At 68.8% G+C, this 15,093-nt stretch carries 15 protein-coding genes; 2 read left to right on the top strand and 13 right to left on the bottom strand.

Annotated elements, in window-relative coordinates:
• Positions 1-7: 7 nt before the first annotated feature.
• The 8 genes from F8S09_RS07135 to hpaB form a co-directional block, all read right to left on the bottom strand.
• Positions 8-1,468: a DUF5691 domain-containing protein gene (locus F8S09_RS07135; protein ID WP_152870569.1), complete on the bottom strand. Its 1,461-nt coding sequence runs from the start codon at positions 1,466-1,468 to the stop codon at positions 8-10.
• Positions 1,465-2,805, bottom strand: coding sequence for an SWIM zinc finger family protein (locus F8S09_RS07130; protein ID WP_152870567.1), 1,341 nt, complete (start codon positions 2,803-2,805; stop codon positions 1,465-1,467). Before F8S09_RS07130 ends, F8S09_RS07135 begins: the two co-directional genes overlap by 4 nt.
• 121 nt (positions 2,806-2,926) lie before the next feature.
• Entirely contained in the window at positions 2,927-3,475 is a 549-nt protein-coding gene (locus tag F8S09_RS07125) for a hypothetical protein (RefSeq protein ID WP_152870563.1), read from the bottom strand.
• Between the two features lie 23 nt (positions 3,476-3,498).
• Positions 3,499-3,681 (bottom strand): hypothetical protein, encoded by a 183-nt coding sequence (locus tag F8S09_RS07120; RefSeq protein WP_152870560.1) that lies wholly within the window; start codon positions 3,679-3,681, stop codon positions 3,499-3,501.
• A 1,014-nt stretch (positions 3,682-4,695) separates the two neighbouring features.
• Positions 4,696-5,460, bottom strand: a complete 765-nt coding sequence (gene hpaI, locus F8S09_RS07115) for a 4-hydroxy-2-oxoheptanedioate aldolase (RefSeq protein ID WP_322618620.1) — start codon at positions 5,458-5,460, stop codon at positions 4,696-4,698.
• Entirely contained in the window at positions 5,450-6,286 is an 837-nt protein-coding gene (hpaH, locus tag F8S09_RS07110) for a 2-oxo-hept-4-ene-1,7-dioate hydratase (protein WP_152870556.1), read from the bottom strand. The genes hpaI and hpaH overlap by 11 nt, the downstream gene beginning before the upstream one ends.
• Positions 6,276-7,286, bottom strand: coding sequence for a 3,4-dihydroxyphenylacetate 2,3-dioxygenase (gene hpaD, locus F8S09_RS07105; RefSeq protein WP_152870554.1), 1,011 nt, complete (start codon positions 7,284-7,286; stop codon positions 6,276-6,278). Before hpaD ends, hpaH begins: the two co-directional genes overlap by 11 nt.
• Entirely contained in the window at positions 7,279-8,766 is a 1,488-nt protein-coding gene (gene hpaB / locus F8S09_RS07100; protein ID WP_152870551.1) for a 4-hydroxyphenylacetate 3-monooxygenase, oxygenase component, read from the bottom strand. The genes hpaD and hpaB overlap by 8 nt, the downstream gene beginning before the upstream one ends.
• Before the next feature lie 112 nt (positions 8,767-8,878).
• Between hpaB and F8S09_RS07095 the strand changes: the two genes are divergently transcribed.
• Positions 8,879-9,196, top strand: coding sequence for an endonuclease domain-containing protein (locus tag F8S09_RS07095; protein ID WP_322618619.1), 318 nt, complete (start codon positions 8,879-8,881; stop codon positions 9,194-9,196).
• Between the two features lie 53 nt (positions 9,197-9,249).
• On the opposite strand, the gene F8S09_RS07090 is transcribed toward F8S09_RS07095, so the two are convergent.
• The 5 genes from F8S09_RS07090 to F8S09_RS07070 all read right to left on the bottom strand — a co-directional run bounded on the left by F8S09_RS07090 (position 9,250) and on the right by F8S09_RS07070 (position 13,802).
• Positions 9,250-10,068, bottom strand: coding sequence for an NAD-dependent epimerase/dehydratase family protein (locus tag F8S09_RS07090; RefSeq protein ID WP_152870546.1), 819 nt, complete (start codon positions 10,066-10,068; stop codon positions 9,250-9,252).
• Positions 10,065-10,634 carry an SMI1/KNR4 family protein gene (locus F8S09_RS07085; RefSeq protein ID WP_322618618.1) on the bottom strand — a complete coding sequence of 190 codons (570 nt, stop codon included), beginning with the start codon at positions 10,632-10,634 and terminating at the stop codon, positions 10,065-10,067. The genes F8S09_RS07090 and F8S09_RS07085 overlap by 4 nt, the downstream gene beginning before the upstream one ends.
• Positions 10,631-12,187, bottom strand: coding sequence for a 5-carboxymethyl-2-hydroxymuconate semialdehyde dehydrogenase (gene hpaE / locus F8S09_RS07080; protein WP_152870544.1), 1,557 nt, complete (start codon positions 12,185-12,187; stop codon positions 10,631-10,633). The genes F8S09_RS07085 and hpaE overlap by 4 nt, the downstream gene beginning before the upstream one ends.
• Positions 12,184-12,939, bottom strand: a complete 756-nt coding sequence (locus F8S09_RS07075; RefSeq protein WP_227978549.1) for a hypothetical protein — start codon at positions 12,937-12,939, stop codon at positions 12,184-12,186. Before F8S09_RS07075 ends, hpaE begins: the two co-directional genes overlap by 4 nt.
• Positions 12,940-13,001: 62 nt before the next feature.
• Positions 13,002-13,802 (bottom strand): fumarylacetoacetate hydrolase family protein, encoded by an 801-nt coding sequence (locus F8S09_RS07070; RefSeq protein ID WP_152870539.1) that lies wholly within the window; start codon positions 13,800-13,802, stop codon positions 13,002-13,004.
• Positions 13,803-13,924: 122 nt separating this feature from the next.
• Between F8S09_RS07070 and F8S09_RS07065 the strand changes: the two genes are divergently transcribed.
• Positions 13,925-15,022 (top strand): PucR family transcriptional regulator, encoded by a 1,098-nt coding sequence (locus F8S09_RS07065; RefSeq protein ID WP_152870537.1) that lies wholly within the window; start codon positions 13,925-13,927, stop codon positions 15,020-15,022.
• Positions 15,023-15,093: the final 71 nt, after the last annotated feature.

The raw sequence follows: 15,093 nt of genomic DNA, 5'->3' as shown, positions 1-15,093 counted from the left end.
TGAGGGGTCAGAGGTCTGAATGGGCGGCCAGGGCGTCCCGCCACTCGCGGCGCAACCGCAGGGTGTCGGTCAACTCGCGCCAGGCCTGAAAGGCAGCCTGTTCTCGGTAGGCGTGGCTCTGGCGCTCGCTTTCTTCCCAGTCGGCGGGGGTCTGCCAAGAGGGAAGCTGTTTGGGACGCGGCGGCAGCTCGAACGGGAGGGGCGTGGGCGGGGGCACGGTCAGGTCGGGCGAGAGGCGCTGGCCCAGCAGTCCGGCCAGCCCCTGCACCAGTCCGCTCTGGCCCCCGCGTTGAATCAGGTCGAGCGCACGCACGGCTAGGGCCGTCTGGAGGTCAGTGGGTTCGGCTCCGAGGTCCGCCCAGGGGTCCGGCAGTAGGGCCTGCACCGCGAGCAACAGCTTTTCCGGAGACACCCTAGGCTGCCTGGCAAGGTCGCGCAGCCGGGCGCGGGCCGTTTCTGGGTCGAGCGGTGGTGGGGCCGGAGGGGGCGGCCCATGCAGTTCGTTCGCCAGGGACCAGTGACGCGCCCGGGCGGCCTTTTCCAGCTCCTCCCAACCCAGGCCCAGCGTCTCCAGGATCAGCCCGGTGGGCAGCGCGCCCAGCAGGCGGTGCAGGTCGCTGTCGTCGTACTGCCCGGCCCGGGGCTTGCCGAGCGCGGCGGGGAGGTCGAAGGCCCCGAAGGTCACTTTCTTCTTCAGAAGGCCGCTCACCTTGACCGCTTGGGGCAGCAACGCCAGCAGCTCGTCTTGCAAGGGGCCGGGGAGGTGACCGAGCAACTGTCGCACCTGTTTTTGCACCTCGGGCGAACGGTCGCGCGCCGCACCTTCGAGCAGCGGGCGATCCTCGGGGCGCAGGTCCTGGCGCACCAGGGCCAGCAGGTCTTTGCGGCGGTCGGCGGGCTGGGTGGCCCACAGCTCCTGAAGCTCCCCGGCGGCCTGGGCGGGGTCGTGGCGGCGCCCTTCGGCCAGGGCCGCCAGCCGCGCTCCCCAGGCAGCTTTCTCCTCGGCCTTCTGCGCCTGGGCGTGCAGAGGGTGAGCGTCCAGGGTGACCCGAGCACGCCCGTCGGCCAGGGACCAGAGGTCGCGGGCGAGGTCCGGCTGTTGCCGGTGCAGCGCCAGCACCTGCGCGGCGTTCAGGGTCCAGCCGCGCGCCGTCACGGTGTTCAGTGCCTCGGCGGCCAGGACGGCATCCATGCGGATCAGCCTGGGCAGCAGGGCGGCCAGCGCAGGCGGCAGCGGACGCTCGGCGGCAGGAAGCGGGGTGGGCGGCGGCGCGGCGGCTTTCCCGAGGGGCGCTCCGGCGCGGGCGTACAGGCCGAGCAGCGCGGCGCGGCCCAGCAGCAGCGCCTCGGGGGTGTCGCCGGGCACGCTCGCCAGCGCCCCGGCCAGTGGTCCCGAGGGCGCGGGCAGCTCGGCCCGGCTGGTGCCGCGCGTGGCGATCACGGCGAGTTCGCGCAGGTCGCGGCTCACGTGGGCACTCCGGGTTCGGTAAGTTCGGCTCCGGGCAGGGGTACCTCAGCGGAGACTGCCCCCACAGGCACGAAGCTCTGACCGTCCCACTCGCCGAAATACGTCTGCATCCGCGTTTCGGCCTGGGCAAGCATGGCCCAGAGGTCGGCCTGTTCCACCCGCGCGCTCAGCGGGACGGCGTGACCCTCGGCGTCGCACAGTTGCGGCGGGTCGAGGTGGAGGTATGCCGGGCCGACAAACGCGCCGACGCGCTCCAGCCAGGGATTCAGGGCCAGGGCCGCCGCATACCGGGCCTGCATGTCTGACAGGGTGCCGACGGGGAGGGGGAGCGGTTCGCCCGCTGGAGCCAGCTCACCCTGTACGACGGCCCGCTGCGCATACGCCGAGGGCGCGTAAGCTACCGCCGCCGTGAAGGGCCGCCCCGTGACCAGTGGCGCGGCCAGTGCCTGTCCCGTCGGCGCGAAGTCGAGCAGCAGGGCCAACGCCTCTCCTTTCCCCAGCAGCCAGGTGCGGCGCACGGTCAGCTTGCCCTCCTCCTCCTGCACCGAGCCGAGGGCCTGCCACATCTGCGACTCGGCTTCGGGAAGGCTGGCCCGGTCGAGCGGTGCCCCCAGCGCGGTCAGGAGGTCACTGCGCTCGAACTCACCCAGGGTTTCGCGCACCCGCCAGCCCTGGGTGAGCAGCCAGAGCTTGCCGAGGTGCGCGGTGAGGGCCTCACCCGTCTCGTCGTGCAGCAGTTCGGGAATCTGCCGGACCAGCCGCGCCGCGCCCGGAAGCTGCGCGTCCACCAGCCGCGCCGCCTGCCGGTCCCAGTCGCCGTACGGGCGGGCACGGGCCGCCCCAAGCCCCTCCCGCACGAGGTCGCTCAGCCACAGTTCGAGGTCTCCCAGGCCCGCCGTCTTCTTGCGGTCGCGGGTGGCCTGGGCCTTCGCCTGCGCGGCGGGGTCGGCGGGCACGCCCTCAGAGGGCTGCGCGGCCTTCCCGGCCCGTTCGGTGCGGCCCCCCAACCACTTGGCGAGGTCGGGGGGCGGGGGAGAAGCCTGCCACTCACCAGATCGGGCGGCGTGCAGCAGCAACAACCCCAGGGCGTGCTTGCAGGGAAACTTGCGGCTGGGGCAACTGCACTTGCTGGCGATCTCGGCGCTGCGGGCGTCCACGCCCACGAGGTAGGGGTGCGCCCCGCTGCCCTGGCACTCGCCCCACAGCACGTCGCCGTCCCGGTCCAGGGTGGGCCACTGCGCGGGGCGGGCAAGCTTCTGGGCGGCTTTGGCGCTGCTGCTGTCAGGGGCGAGAGCAAGGACAGCGTCAGAAGACCATTGGTCAAGAATCGAATTCAATGCGTAAACTCCCCCTCTATTATGTTTATGACGTAATTGTAACACGGGGGAGATTTATTCGCAAGGCCATCAGCGCGCGAGGAGACTCGCGCCACACGGCCATGATGCCCCGGCCAGCGTCTCACCGCGCGCGGATCCGGAAGACCGGGGCCTGGGAGGGGATGGCCAGCTCCCCATGACTGTCCAGTAGCCAGGCGTGCTCGCCAGGAACATGCAGCTCCGGCTTGAAATACCCGTCCGTGATGATCAGCAGCGGCATGTCCACGGGCACGTCCTTCACCGTGCGGCTCAGGTCCACGCCGGGTTGCAGCACCGTGCCGCCCCCACCGACCAACGTCACACCGCTTCCAGCCGCCCAGGGGCTGCGCCAGCCCAGGTCGTGGGCGCCCGCGTCGCAGGTCACCACCCGGAGCAGGTCGATGTTCAGCGTCTGAGCGGTGGTGGACAGGGCGCCGAGCGCCAGGCCCAGCGTCCGCTCGTCCATGTTCCCGCTGGTGTCGATCAGTACACCGAGCACCTGCGCCTCTCGCTCCTGATCCACGACGCGGGTGGGGCGGATCAGGTCGGGGGTGGAGCCCTGACGCCTGGCCGCCCGGCCGTAGGTGCGGCGGGTGTCCCCAGGCCGGAAGTGCTGCCCCAGGTAGCGGGCCAATTCCACCTGCCAGGGCACGCTGTGCGCGGCCCGCTGCCGGATCAGGCGTCGAGCCCAGCGGGGAGCAGGCCGCGCATCTGGAGCGTCTCCATCTCGGCGACACCACGGCGCAGGCGCTCCAGAAGGATGCTGTCGTGATCGTGGGCCACGCTGCGGCCTTCCTGTTCCCGCTTCAGCAAGCGGGCGTAGCGCTCGTCTCCGTCGCGGGCGACGTCAGCCGCCACGAACGGCTCGATCAAATCGGCCGATTTCTGGACTGGTTCAGCCGGGCGGGGCGGTTTGCCCACCGGGTAATGATGGCGGGCAACTATGACTTTGCCTTCGAGCGCACGCCCTACGTCGCCGAGGGCCTTGTCGCCAACAACGTTACCTATCTCTATACGGAGCCGAGATGGGGGCCTGCGGGTGTGGAGCAGGCCGGTGACGCCTGCGTTCATAGAACCGCATGGAGAGGAACTGGTACAGCCCTGGGAACGGATCCCCGCGGGAACATGGTGCTCACCCAAGGGCTGCTCCGGAGCCTACCCGACACCGTACTCCCGGCTGGGGAGGCCGTCGAATGCCCCCATCTGGGACGGGCAGTCGGACGGGTGTGTCCACGGGTCCACCTGTTCGGCCACATTCACGAGGGGTACGGGCGGGAGGTGCGGGACGGTGTCCTGTACGTCAACGCCTCCACTTGCGACTATTCTGTCAAATGCTCTAGGACCAGTGAGCGTCAACGCGCACAGCAGAGTCAGGTTCCTCCCTCGGTTTCGAGGAATGACTCAATGACGTTCGGGTGATGTCTGTCTGGAAGCTGCTCTCGCCAGGTACACCAGGTCACTCAGCACGACCTCGGCCAGATCAGCGACGACTTGAGCACGCCAGTCCTCATCCCACTCAACTGCGGCCAGCGTCCTTGTTCTCGTCAGTTGCAAGGTCTTGAGCCGGTGGATCAGGCCGCATGTTCAGCTAACGTCAGGTCCGGGGAGTGCTGAGTACGCAACGCCTCATGCTCTGCCTGTGGAATGACGGTCACCGCGCGTCCGGGACGGGGACGAGGGTGCAGCCTCGTCCCTCGCGCACCAACCGCAGGTACCGCTCCACGCTCACGACGCTGACGGTGCAATGGTCAGCCGCCTGTTGTTGGCTTATTCCTTGTTGTGCCGCACGCACGATCTGTTCCCTCAAGTCCAGGCTGTACGTTCGCCCTCGCATCTCCCACCCCGCTTCCTCAACTTCTCCGGCCACCGCTGTCAGTCTCGGAAGCGGGCCAGGAGCTCTGTGCTGGCGCGGGTCAGGAGCAAAACGTCCACCCCGACCGCCACGAAGGTGTAACCCCAGTCCAGATACCGCCGCGCCGTGGCGTCGTCGGTGGCGAGGATGCCCGCCGCCTTGCCCGCCGCCCGGATGCGCCCCGCCGCATCCCGGATGGCCGCCTGCACGTCGGGGTGGGCCGGGTGGCCCAGGTGCCCCAGGCTCGCAGCGAGGTCGGCGGGGCCGACGAACACGCCGTCCACGCCCTCCACAGCGGCGATGCTGTCCAGCTCCCCTAGCGCCGCCGCCGACTCTACCTGCACCAGCAGGCAAATGCCCCCGTTCGCGTGCTGGAGGTAATCGGTGTCCCGCGAGAAGGCGCTCGCCCGCACCAGGGCACTCGCCACCCCCCGGCTGCCCTGCGGCGGGTAGCGGGTCGCCGCCACCATCTCCCGTGCCTGCGCCGCCGACTCCACCATTGGAATCAGGAGAGTGCGGGCACCGATGTCGAGCATCTGCTTGATCAGCACCGGGTCGCCCACGGGCAGGCGCACCACCGGGGCCGAGGGGTACGCGGCCAGCGCCTGAAGCTGCGCAAGGATGCTCCGCAGGTCGTTGGGCGCGTGCTCGCCGTCCACCACCAACCAGTCGAAGCCCGCCCCCGCGCAGACCTCGGCGCTGTAGGCGTCGGCCAGGGCCAGCCACAGGCCGTGGAGGGTGTCGCCACGGGTCAGGGCCTGCTTGAACCCGTTCTCAGCCGCCACGGGCCACTCCCGCGAAGCGGCACGAGAAGGTCCCCAGCGGCCCATAATCGAAGGTGAACACGTCGCCGGGGGCGATGTCCACCGGGCGGGTAAACGACCCAGCGAGCACGAGTTCTCCCGCCTTCAGTCCCTCCCCGTGAGGCGCGAGGCGATTCGCCAGCCACGCGACGCCCGCCGCCGGGTGTCCTAGCACACCTGCCGCCACGCCGGTTTCCTCCACCACGCCGTTGCGAATGCACAGGGCCGCTGCCCAGCGCAGGTCGAGGTCGTCGGGGCGCACCGCCCGCCCCCCCACGATCACCCCGGCATTGGCCGCGTTGTCGCTGATGGTGTCAGTGACCCGGCGGGGCTTACCCGTCTCACGGCTCACCCGCTGAATCCGGGCGTCGATGATCTCGGCGGCGGGGGTCACGTATTCGGTGGCCCGCAGCACGTCGAAGACCGTCACGTCGGGGCCGTGCAGGTCGGCGTTGAGCAGGAAGGCCAGTTCGACCTCGACCTTGGGCGCCACGAAGCGCGACAGGGGAATGTCCCCGTTCGGCTCGAAGAACATGTCGTCCAGCAGCGCCCCGTAGTCCGGCTCGGTGATTTGCGAGGCCATCTGCATCGCCCGCGAGGTCAGGCCGATCTTGTGTCCCAGGAGGCGTCGCCCGCCCGCCACCTTCCGCGCCACCCACGCCCGCTGCACCGCGTAGGCGTCGGCAATCGTCATGCCGGGGAAGCGTTCGGAGAAGGGGGCGAGTTGCGCCCCCGTCGCCTCCGCCCCCTCCAACTCGTCAGCCAGGCCGGACAGGAGGTTGTCGGGAATGACCCGCTCAGATGACATTGCTGGGCATCCCCTTCAGCTCGCTCTCGGTCAGGGCCACCCAGCCTCCGTCAAAGGCTTCCATCCGCGAGCCCTCCTCGAACCAACTCCGGGGCGTCTTGGCCCCCCACAGCGTCTGGCGGCGGGGATCGTCGCGCTGCCAGCGGATCGTCTCGAAGTCGGGGTCCACCGTCACGTAGTCGGAGGTGTACAGCTCGATGCGGTGCCCGTCGGGGTCGCGGACATACAGAAAAAAGGCGTTGGAGATGCCGTGCCGCCCCGGCCCGCGCTCGATGCGTTCGGGCTGCCGCGCCCCCGCGAGGATGTCGCACGCCCGGATGATGCTCATGGCGTCGGGCATCCAGTAGGCCCAGTGGTGCAGCCTCGGCCCGGCGCCGTTCGTCATGGCGAGGTCGTGGACGCCCCCCCGCCGCTGAATCCAGGCCGCCCAGATGCGCCCGTCCTCGTCCTCCGTCAGCTCGGACGCCCGGAAGCCCAGCCGCTCGCCGTACCAGGCCATCATGCTGCCCACATCGGGGGTCATCACGTTGACGTGGTCCACCCGTTGCAGGCCCGGCCCCCGGTGGAGGTGGTAGTCCTGCAACAGCCAGCGGTGCGTGCGGCTCTCGCGGTAAAAGGCGACGGGCACGCCGAAGGGGTCCTGCATCCGCAGCAGCCGGGGCCGATCGAGTTCCTCCTCCCAGCGGTAGGGGAGCCCCTCACGCTCGGCCAGGGCCACCAGCCCGTCCAGGCAGGCGTCCGTCCGGACCCGGTAGGCTAGGTGCCGCACGCCCGCCTCGGGGGCCTGCTCCAGCTTCAGCGTCCACTCGCGGTCCTCTACGCCGCGCAAGTAGAGCGCTCCCGGCTCCTCGTGCAGGACGTTCAGGCCCAGCAGCCCCACGTAGAAGTCGCGCGAGGCGTCCAGGTCCGTGACGGTAAAGACGGTGTGGGCGATGCGGATGACATCGGCGGCTGCCCTTTCCTGAGTGCTGACGGCTGACGCCTGACGGCTCTCAGTCATCGGCCGCCACCCCCTCCGCCTTCTCGCTGCGGTTCAGGAACGCCCCGATGCGCTCCACGTACGGCTGCTTGTTGTAGACCTCGTACAGCGCCGAGTGCATCCGCACGGGGTCCCCGAAGAAGAACTTCTCGTAGAGGCTCTGGCGCCCGCCGAAACTGCTCATGGACATGTCCCAGGCGAGCCGGAAGAGCTTCAGCCGGTCCTCCGCGCTCGCGTTTCCGGCTTGCAGGTATTTGCTGATCTGCGGCCCCAGCGGTCCCTCGCGGTCGGCCTTGCTCGGCATCATGATGATGCCCGACGCGCCGAGGAGTTGCAGCAGTTCGGGCAGGCGGGCGTACACCGCCGGGTAGTAGTTGCGGGCGGCGTCCAGCGGGCCACGCGCCGGGGTCATCACGCCGTACTCGTTGACGGTGGCGCCCGCGACGGCGGCGACCTCCAGCGCCTTCATGATCTCCAGCATCACGATGATCTCGGCGACCTTGCTCTGCACGTGCTGGAACTGCCCGGAGCCGATGGCGTTCACGATGCTCTGCGCGGTGCCCAGGAACGCCTCAGTCTTGGCGACCTTCAGGTTCACGACCTGATAGGCCATGTGCAGCACGGCGTCGGTACCCGCGTAGGCCTTGTTCGCCAGCTCCACGTCATACAGCAGGAACACGCGCTCCCAGGGCACGAGCACGTCGTCAAAGATCACGAAGGCGTCCTGCTCGTCGAAGCGGCTGCCCAGCGGATGGTCCTCGGGGTCGCGGCCCACGTCGAAGGGCTCGCGGCACTGGAAGCTCAGGCCGGGCGCGTTCGTCGGCACGGCGAAGCCCATCGCGTAGCGGCTCTTGTCGGCGTTCTCCTTGAGGACGGTGGACGGGAACACCAGAATCTCGTCCGCGATGGGCAGGGTCGCCATCATGCGGGCGCCGCGCATGACCACGCCGTCCTCACGCTCCTCCACGATCCCCAGGGCGATATAGGGGTCGGGCATCTCGGAGGCCATCTTCGCGCGGTTGACCTGCGGGTTGGTCAGCGCGTGCGTGAGGCACAGGTCATGGTCGCGCACGTACTCGTAGTAGCGTCGCATGTTGCCCGCAAAGTCGGGCTTGTGGTCGCCCTCCACCTCGCAGCGGGCGAAGTAGTCGGCCCCCATGCCCGCCGCCATCACGTTGGCGTTCATGTAATCGGGAGCGCGGCCCAGGAAGCCCAGCGAGTAGTTCGCGCGGATGCGGTGCGCCTCCCCGATGCGGGCGAGGTCTTCCTTGGTGCGCGGCACCATCAGGCTCATCGGGTGGCGTTCGCCGTTCTCCTCGTAGGTGAGCTGCTCGCGCAGCTCCGGCTGGTGCTGGAGGTCGTATAGGCCCGCGAGCGAGTGCGCCATGTTGCGGGTCGCCGGGTGGGTGGTGGGATCCTCGACCCGCGCCCCGTCGATGTAGAGGGTGGGCGGATTCTGCCGCAGGCGGTCGAGGAACTGCTGTCCGGTGATGGCTGCCATGAGATTAAACCTCCTTGCTGGTCGAGCGTTGCTCGACACCCCTCACCCCAGCCCTCTCCCGCAAGGGGAGAGGGAGCAGGTAGGCTTGGGCGTGGACCGGTTTCCGCGAGATGTGACGAAGAGTAGGGCGCGGGAGTTGAGGCGACGCAGCACGCCCGAAGAGCGGTTGCTGTGGAGCCGGTTGCGAAACCGCCAGCTTGGGGCCGTATTCCGCAGGCAGCAACCGCTGGGGTTCTACTTCGCTGACTTCGCGTGCCTCGAGCACAAGCTGATCGTCGAACTGGATGGCAGTCAGCACACGAACAGCGCCTATGACGCCGTGCGCGATGCTGACCTGCGAGCACGCGGCTTCCGCGTCCTCCGTTTCTGGAACAACGAAGTCCGCGACAACCTGGACGGTGTGCTGGAGCGAATTGCTGGAGCGCTTTAGCCCCCTCTCCCCCCGCGGGAGAGGGCTGGGGTGAGGGGGCCACCCAGTGACCTTCATCGCCCCATGCCCTCCTTCCCCGCCAGCCCCCTATACTCCGAGTCCACGAAAATCCCGCCCTGCCGCTGCTCGGTGATGTCCGCAGGGTCACCGCGAATGTGCTCGACCTCGGCGGCGTAGGCTTCGGCGTCGTCCTGGGGCACGTAGCCCAGCACGTCCCAGCCTTCCGGGGTCATCCAGCGCCGGGTGTTGCCGCTGATGCCCGCAACGATCAGAAAGCCGAGATCGGGCGTGGTGACGGCGCGTTCAAAGAGCTGCACCGCATCCCTGGGGCTAAGCCAGGTCGAGAGGTGCCGGGCATCTTTCGGCTTCGGCTGAAACGAGCAGATGCGGACGCCGACGAACTCGATGCCGTACCGCTCGAAATACATGCGGCCCAGCGCCTCCCCGAACACCTTGCTGACCCCGTAGTAGGTGTCCGGGCGCACGGGCACGTCCGGCCCAATCTTCTCCGAGCGGGGATAGAAGCCGACCGCGTGGATGGAGGAAGCAAACGCCACCCGCCGCACACCCGATTGCCGCGCCGCTTCGAGGACGTGGTAGGTCCCGTCCATGTTGACGTCCCGGATGCGCTCATAGGTGTGCTCGTCCGCGATGCCGCCGAGGTGAATCACGGCGTCCACGTCCTCCATCGCGGCGCGAACCTCGCCAAAGTTGGTGAGGTCGGCGGGGACGATCTCCTCGCCTTCCTGCGCCTCCCCCAGGTCGCGGGTGTCGGTCAGGCGCAGGACCGGGAAGCGCCCGCGCAGGCCCTCGCGCAAGGCTGAGCCGACCTGCCCGGCGGCCCCGGTGAGGAGGACGGTGTGGGGCGTCATGAACCCTCCTCCATTTCATCAATAGACACGACCGCGCCGTCATAGACAACGAACCGCTCAGCTTCCAAGCCATCGGCCACCGCTTCCAGATACTCGGTGAGCGACTGATACTGAGGTCCATTGGGGCCGACTTCATGGTCCATGTCGATGATTTGGCCTGCCGTTCCTTCCGGTCCCGGAGCCATGTCAATAACCGCGCCGTTGCCTCCGCCATCAGCGTCCAGCGGAATCCAGGCGGCGTTCCACCACCCGGGCTGCACTGCCTCGGAATCTGCGTTGTGTTTAGCGTTGTCGTCGAAGGTACCGTCCTGGAGCAGTTCCATCCAGATACGGCGCTCGCTGGCGATACGCTCCAGCGACAGCAACTCACCGCTCGCCCATCCCATGACGTTTGAGCCGTCATGCCGCCGCAGCGACTCTTGCAGTTCCGCTGGAAAGCTCACCCCAAGCTGCTTTTCGGCTTCTGCGATGGCCTGATCAGTGGCTCCAGAGTTCAGAAGATGTGAGGTTCCGTGTAACTCGTACCACGCTTCTATGCGCCGCCAGACAGCTTCTATCTCGCTCACCCCTCCGCCACCTCCTTCTGCACCACGGGCGGTTGCCCCACGCCGAGCTGCGCCGTCTTGTGCGTCCCCAGCGAGATGGCGATGTTCTTCGTCTCCATGTAGAACTCGAAGGAATAGTCGCCGCCGTCGCGCCCGATGCCGCTGTTTTTCACGCCGCCGAAGGGCGTGGGCAGATGCCGCACGTTCTCGGAGTTCACCCAGATCATCCCGGCCTCCAACCCGTGCGCGAATCGGTGCGCCCGCGTGAGGTCGTTCGTCCACAGATACCCGGCCAGCCCGTATTTCACGTCGTTGGCGAGCGCCAGGGCGTCCGCCTCGTCGGTGAAGGGGATGGCGGTCAGGACCGGGCCGAAGATTTCCTCCTGGCTGATCCGCATGTCGTTGCGTGCCCCGGTGAACAGGGTGGGGGAGACGTAATTCCCCTCGCCGCCCACGCGCTCGCCGCCCGCCGCGATGGTGGCCCCTTCCTCGCGGGCCTTGTCGAAGTAGGACAGGACCTTCTCGAAGTGGCGGGGGTGGACCAGCGGCCCGACCTCGGTGTCGGGGTCGAGGGGGTCGCCGACCCGGATGTTCCGCGCTCGCTCGGCAATCCGGGCCGTGAACTCGTCGTAGATGCCCTCCTGGATGAGCACGCGGCTGGAGGAGGTGCAGCGTTCCCCGTTCAGGCTGTAGATCATGAAGACCACGGCGTCAAGCGCCTTGTCGAGGTCCGCGTCGTCGAAGACCACGACCGGATTCTTGCCGCCCAGCTCGAAGTGCACGCGCTTGAGGGTGTCGGCCCCCTGCCGCATGATGTGGCTGCCCGTGACCGTCTCGCCCACGAAGGCAATCGCCTTGATCAGCGGATGCTCGGTCAGCGCCTTGCCCGCGCTCTCGCCGAAGCCGTGCACAAGGTTGTGGACCCCCTTCGGCAGCCCCGCCTCGTCCATGATCTCGGCGAGCAGGGTCGCCGTGACCGGGCTCCACTCGGCGGGCTTGTGGACCACCGTGCAGCCTGCGGCCAGCGCCGGGGCGATCTTCCAGGTGCTCAGCATGAAGGGCGTGTTCCAGGGCGTGATGACCCCGACCGGGCCGATGGGCTGGCGGATGGAGTAGTTCAGGAAGCCGGGCGCGGGCAGGCTCTCGCCGTCTCCTGCACCGGGGGCGCGGTCGGCGTAGAAGCGGAAGTTCTCCGCTCCGCGTGCCGCCGCCGACTTCATGAAGCGGATGGCCTGCCCGGTGTCCACGCTCTCCAGCACGGCGATTTCCTGCGAACGCTTCTCGATCAGGTCAGCGACCCTGTGCAGGAGTTTGCGGCGCTCGGCTCCGCTCACCTCGCGCCACGTCTGGAAGGCGTCGTGCGCGGCGCGGGCGGCCCGGTCGATGTCGGCGGCGTCGCCGCTCGCCACAGTCGCCAGCGCGGAGTTGTCGGTGGGCGTGTGGGTCTGGAAGGTCTCGCCACTCTGCGAGTCCACCCACTCGCCACCGATGAAGTGTTTCAAGCCTCCGGTAAGTCGGCTTTCACGCAACTCGCGGGCGAGGTCGTGATTTGGTGTGCTGGCAGTCTGGGTCATGGTTGCTCCTTGACGGGGAGGCTGTAGGAATAGGCGAGAAAAGGCTCGGTTTGCAGTGTCTTTCCGGCTCTACGTGTCTGCACGAACGCGGAAGAGTCGTGATAACTGACGAGGTAGCTGTACCCATCGGCCCCGTTAAAGATGTACTCCGGCCCCAGTTCGTCGTAACTGACCTTCCCACCCGTCACGTACACCCCCGGCGTCCCGTCAAAGTTCCGTGTGGCGTAGGTGGCCGTCCTGCCGTTGTCCCAGACGATCACGGTGCGCTTGGCCGTCGCGCCCATGAATACTGCCTGGGGCTGGTAACGGCAGGAAAAGGAGCCTTCCGGCGTGCGGAATTCGTTCACGCGGGTCATGCGGTAGGCGGGGTCGATGACGTTCTCGACGTTGCTGGTGCGGATGAAGAAGTTGGAAGCCGCCCCAGAGCCGTCTGGGAGGGAGAGGCGGGTGTACACACTTCCCGCCGCCCCCTCGCTCGGTCCGAGGAGGTAGGGCGCGGTCAGCCTGCTCGCGTCCGACTCGGGAAGCGGGCGCTTGAGCCAGCGGTACAGCGTGACAGGTTGCGGAGTCGTCTGGACACCTTTGGCAGGCCGCGTCACCGCCAGCACCCGCCCCGGCGCGTCGCACCACGCGAAAGCCGGTCGCACGGTGCCGTTCACGTTCACGAAGGAGCGCATCTCGTACCGCTGCGGCGCGGCCAGGGCGAGGGCCGGGAGCGCGAGGCCCAGGGTCAGCAGAGTTCTCCGCCTCATGCCCGCAGCTTCCGCCCGCCGCATGAGCGTTGTCCTCCGCTTCGCTGGCCTGTCCGTGCGCTTCACCGCCCGTCCCACTCCCCTTCCTTCGCTTCCTTGCCCTTGATCGGCTCGGCGAGGTCGTCCTCCTCCTGAATGCCGTTTACCAGCACGCCCAGCCCCTCGACCTCCAGCCGCATCACGTCGCCGGGGTGGACATGCGAGATGCCTTTCGGGGTGCCCGTCAGGATTACATCGTCCTTCTGGAGGGTCATGAATCGGCTGATGTGCTCGATCAGTTCGGGAATCGAGAAAATCATGTCGCGGGTGCTACCCTGCTGGCGCAGCTCGCCGTTGACGTGGGCGGTGAGCGCGAGGTCGTGCGGGTCGGCGATCTCGTTGGCGGTCACGTAGTACGGCCCCAGCGGCCCGAAGGTGTCCCAGCCCTTGCCGCGCAGGGGCGGGCGGAAGGTGTTCGTCACGTAGTCGCGCACCACGAGGTCGTTGCCGATGGTGTAGCCGCCCACGTAGTCCATGGCGTCCCCCGCCTTCACCCGGCGGGCGTCCCGACCGATAATGACGCCGAGTTCGACCTCATAGTGCATGAACTCCGCGCCGCGCGGGTAGATCACCGTGCCCCGGTGCGGCAGCAGGGTGGTGTTCGGCTTCCAGAAGAGGGCGGGCTCGCTGGGTTGCGTCAGACCGAGTTCACCCGCGTGGTCGTTGTAGTTCAGCGCGAGGGCGATCACTTTGGGCGGGTCCACGGGCAGGCGGAACTGGACGGAGTCGGGATCATGGGCGACGCCTGCCGCGTCAATCAGGTGACCGTCGTGGAGGTGGCCGCTGAGCATCCGGCCCCCGGCGATAAAGCGGGCGTATTTCAAGGGAGTTCTCCGTTCGTGGAAAGGAAGCGTGGTGGTGTGCCTTTCAGCATACGGTCCACCTCCCCGTGTCCTCCTTTGTGCGGCGCGTGAATCCGGCCCCACCCCGTTATAGGTTGGAACAAATGCGGGACACCTCGCCCGATCTCCTCGCGTTGCCCGGCGTGGCTGCGCTGCTGACCTCATTGCGGGAAGCCGTCGCCGGGCCGCAGCCCGAGCGCGAACTCGTCGCTCGGCTGGCGCGGCTGACCGGGGGCCGGGCAGAGATCCGAGCGAGCTGGGGCGATGTGGTGGCCTCGGCAGGAGAAGCCGCCGGGCCGGAGGTCACCCGTCGCCTGAGCTACGGCGACGCGAGCGGCGAGCGTCACGTGGGCAGCCTCACGCTGGCGGTGCCGCCGGAGTGGGCGGCCCTGGTTCCGGTGGCGGCGGAATATGCCCTGCTGGCACGGCTTCAGGCGGCAGCGGCAGGCGCGGCGCGGCGCCGGGTGGGGGAGAGGACGCTCGACGCCCTGCTCTCGGGCACGCTGCCGGAGGCCAGTCTCCCCGACCCCGAGCCCGTCGCGGTGGCGGTGGCGGCCTTCGCCCGGCCTCCCGCTCCCGGCTCGGCCGCCCGCGCTGCTCATGCCCACGCCCTCGACGTGCTCGCGGCGGTGGGGGAGGGATACTTTCTGGAACGCGGGCTGCCCGCGCACTCCACCGTGCGGGGGGACCGGGCGGTGTGGCTGTGGCCGACCGCCGACCTAGGGCGCGAGGCGCGGGACTTGCATACGGCCCTGCTCGCCAGCACCGCGCAGGACGTGCGGCTGGGCGTCAGTGCCCCTCACCCCGGCCCGCGCCATGCCCGCACCGCCGAGGGCGAAGCGCGGCACGCCCTCGCCGCCACCCGGCAGGCGCGGGGGTACACGACCTATCACGCGATGGACCCCCTGTATGCCCTGCTCGCGGACGGCTCCTTCGCGCCGCTGCGGGGACAGGTGCGGGCACGGCTCGCCGCGCTGGAAGACGGGGGCCGCACCGAGGCTACCCTGCGGGCCTACCTGGGCCACTCGGGGCCACTGCCCGACCTCGCCGCGCGGCTTCACGTGCATGTGAATACGCTGCGTTACCGCCTGCGCCGGGCGGAGGAGGCTCTGGGCGGCTCCCTGCGTGACCCTGCGCTGCTGGCCCGGCTGTACCTCGCCTTTGAAGCCGAGGGGGAGGAGGCTCCCTCGGCGGGGAACTAGGCCCCCGGCCTTCTGCTAAGCTTCATCAACCAACCCTCAAGCAGCTTCCCTGCCCGGTTCCGCCGGGCTGC

It is taken from the genome of Deinococcus terrestris (assembly GCF_009377345.1).
GTDB lineage: Bacteria > Deinococcota > Deinococci > Deinococcales > Deinococcaceae > Deinococcus > Deinococcus terrestris.
Note: the sequence above shows the minus strand (reverse complement) of the source record. Positions and strands in the feature narration are given on the sequence as shown.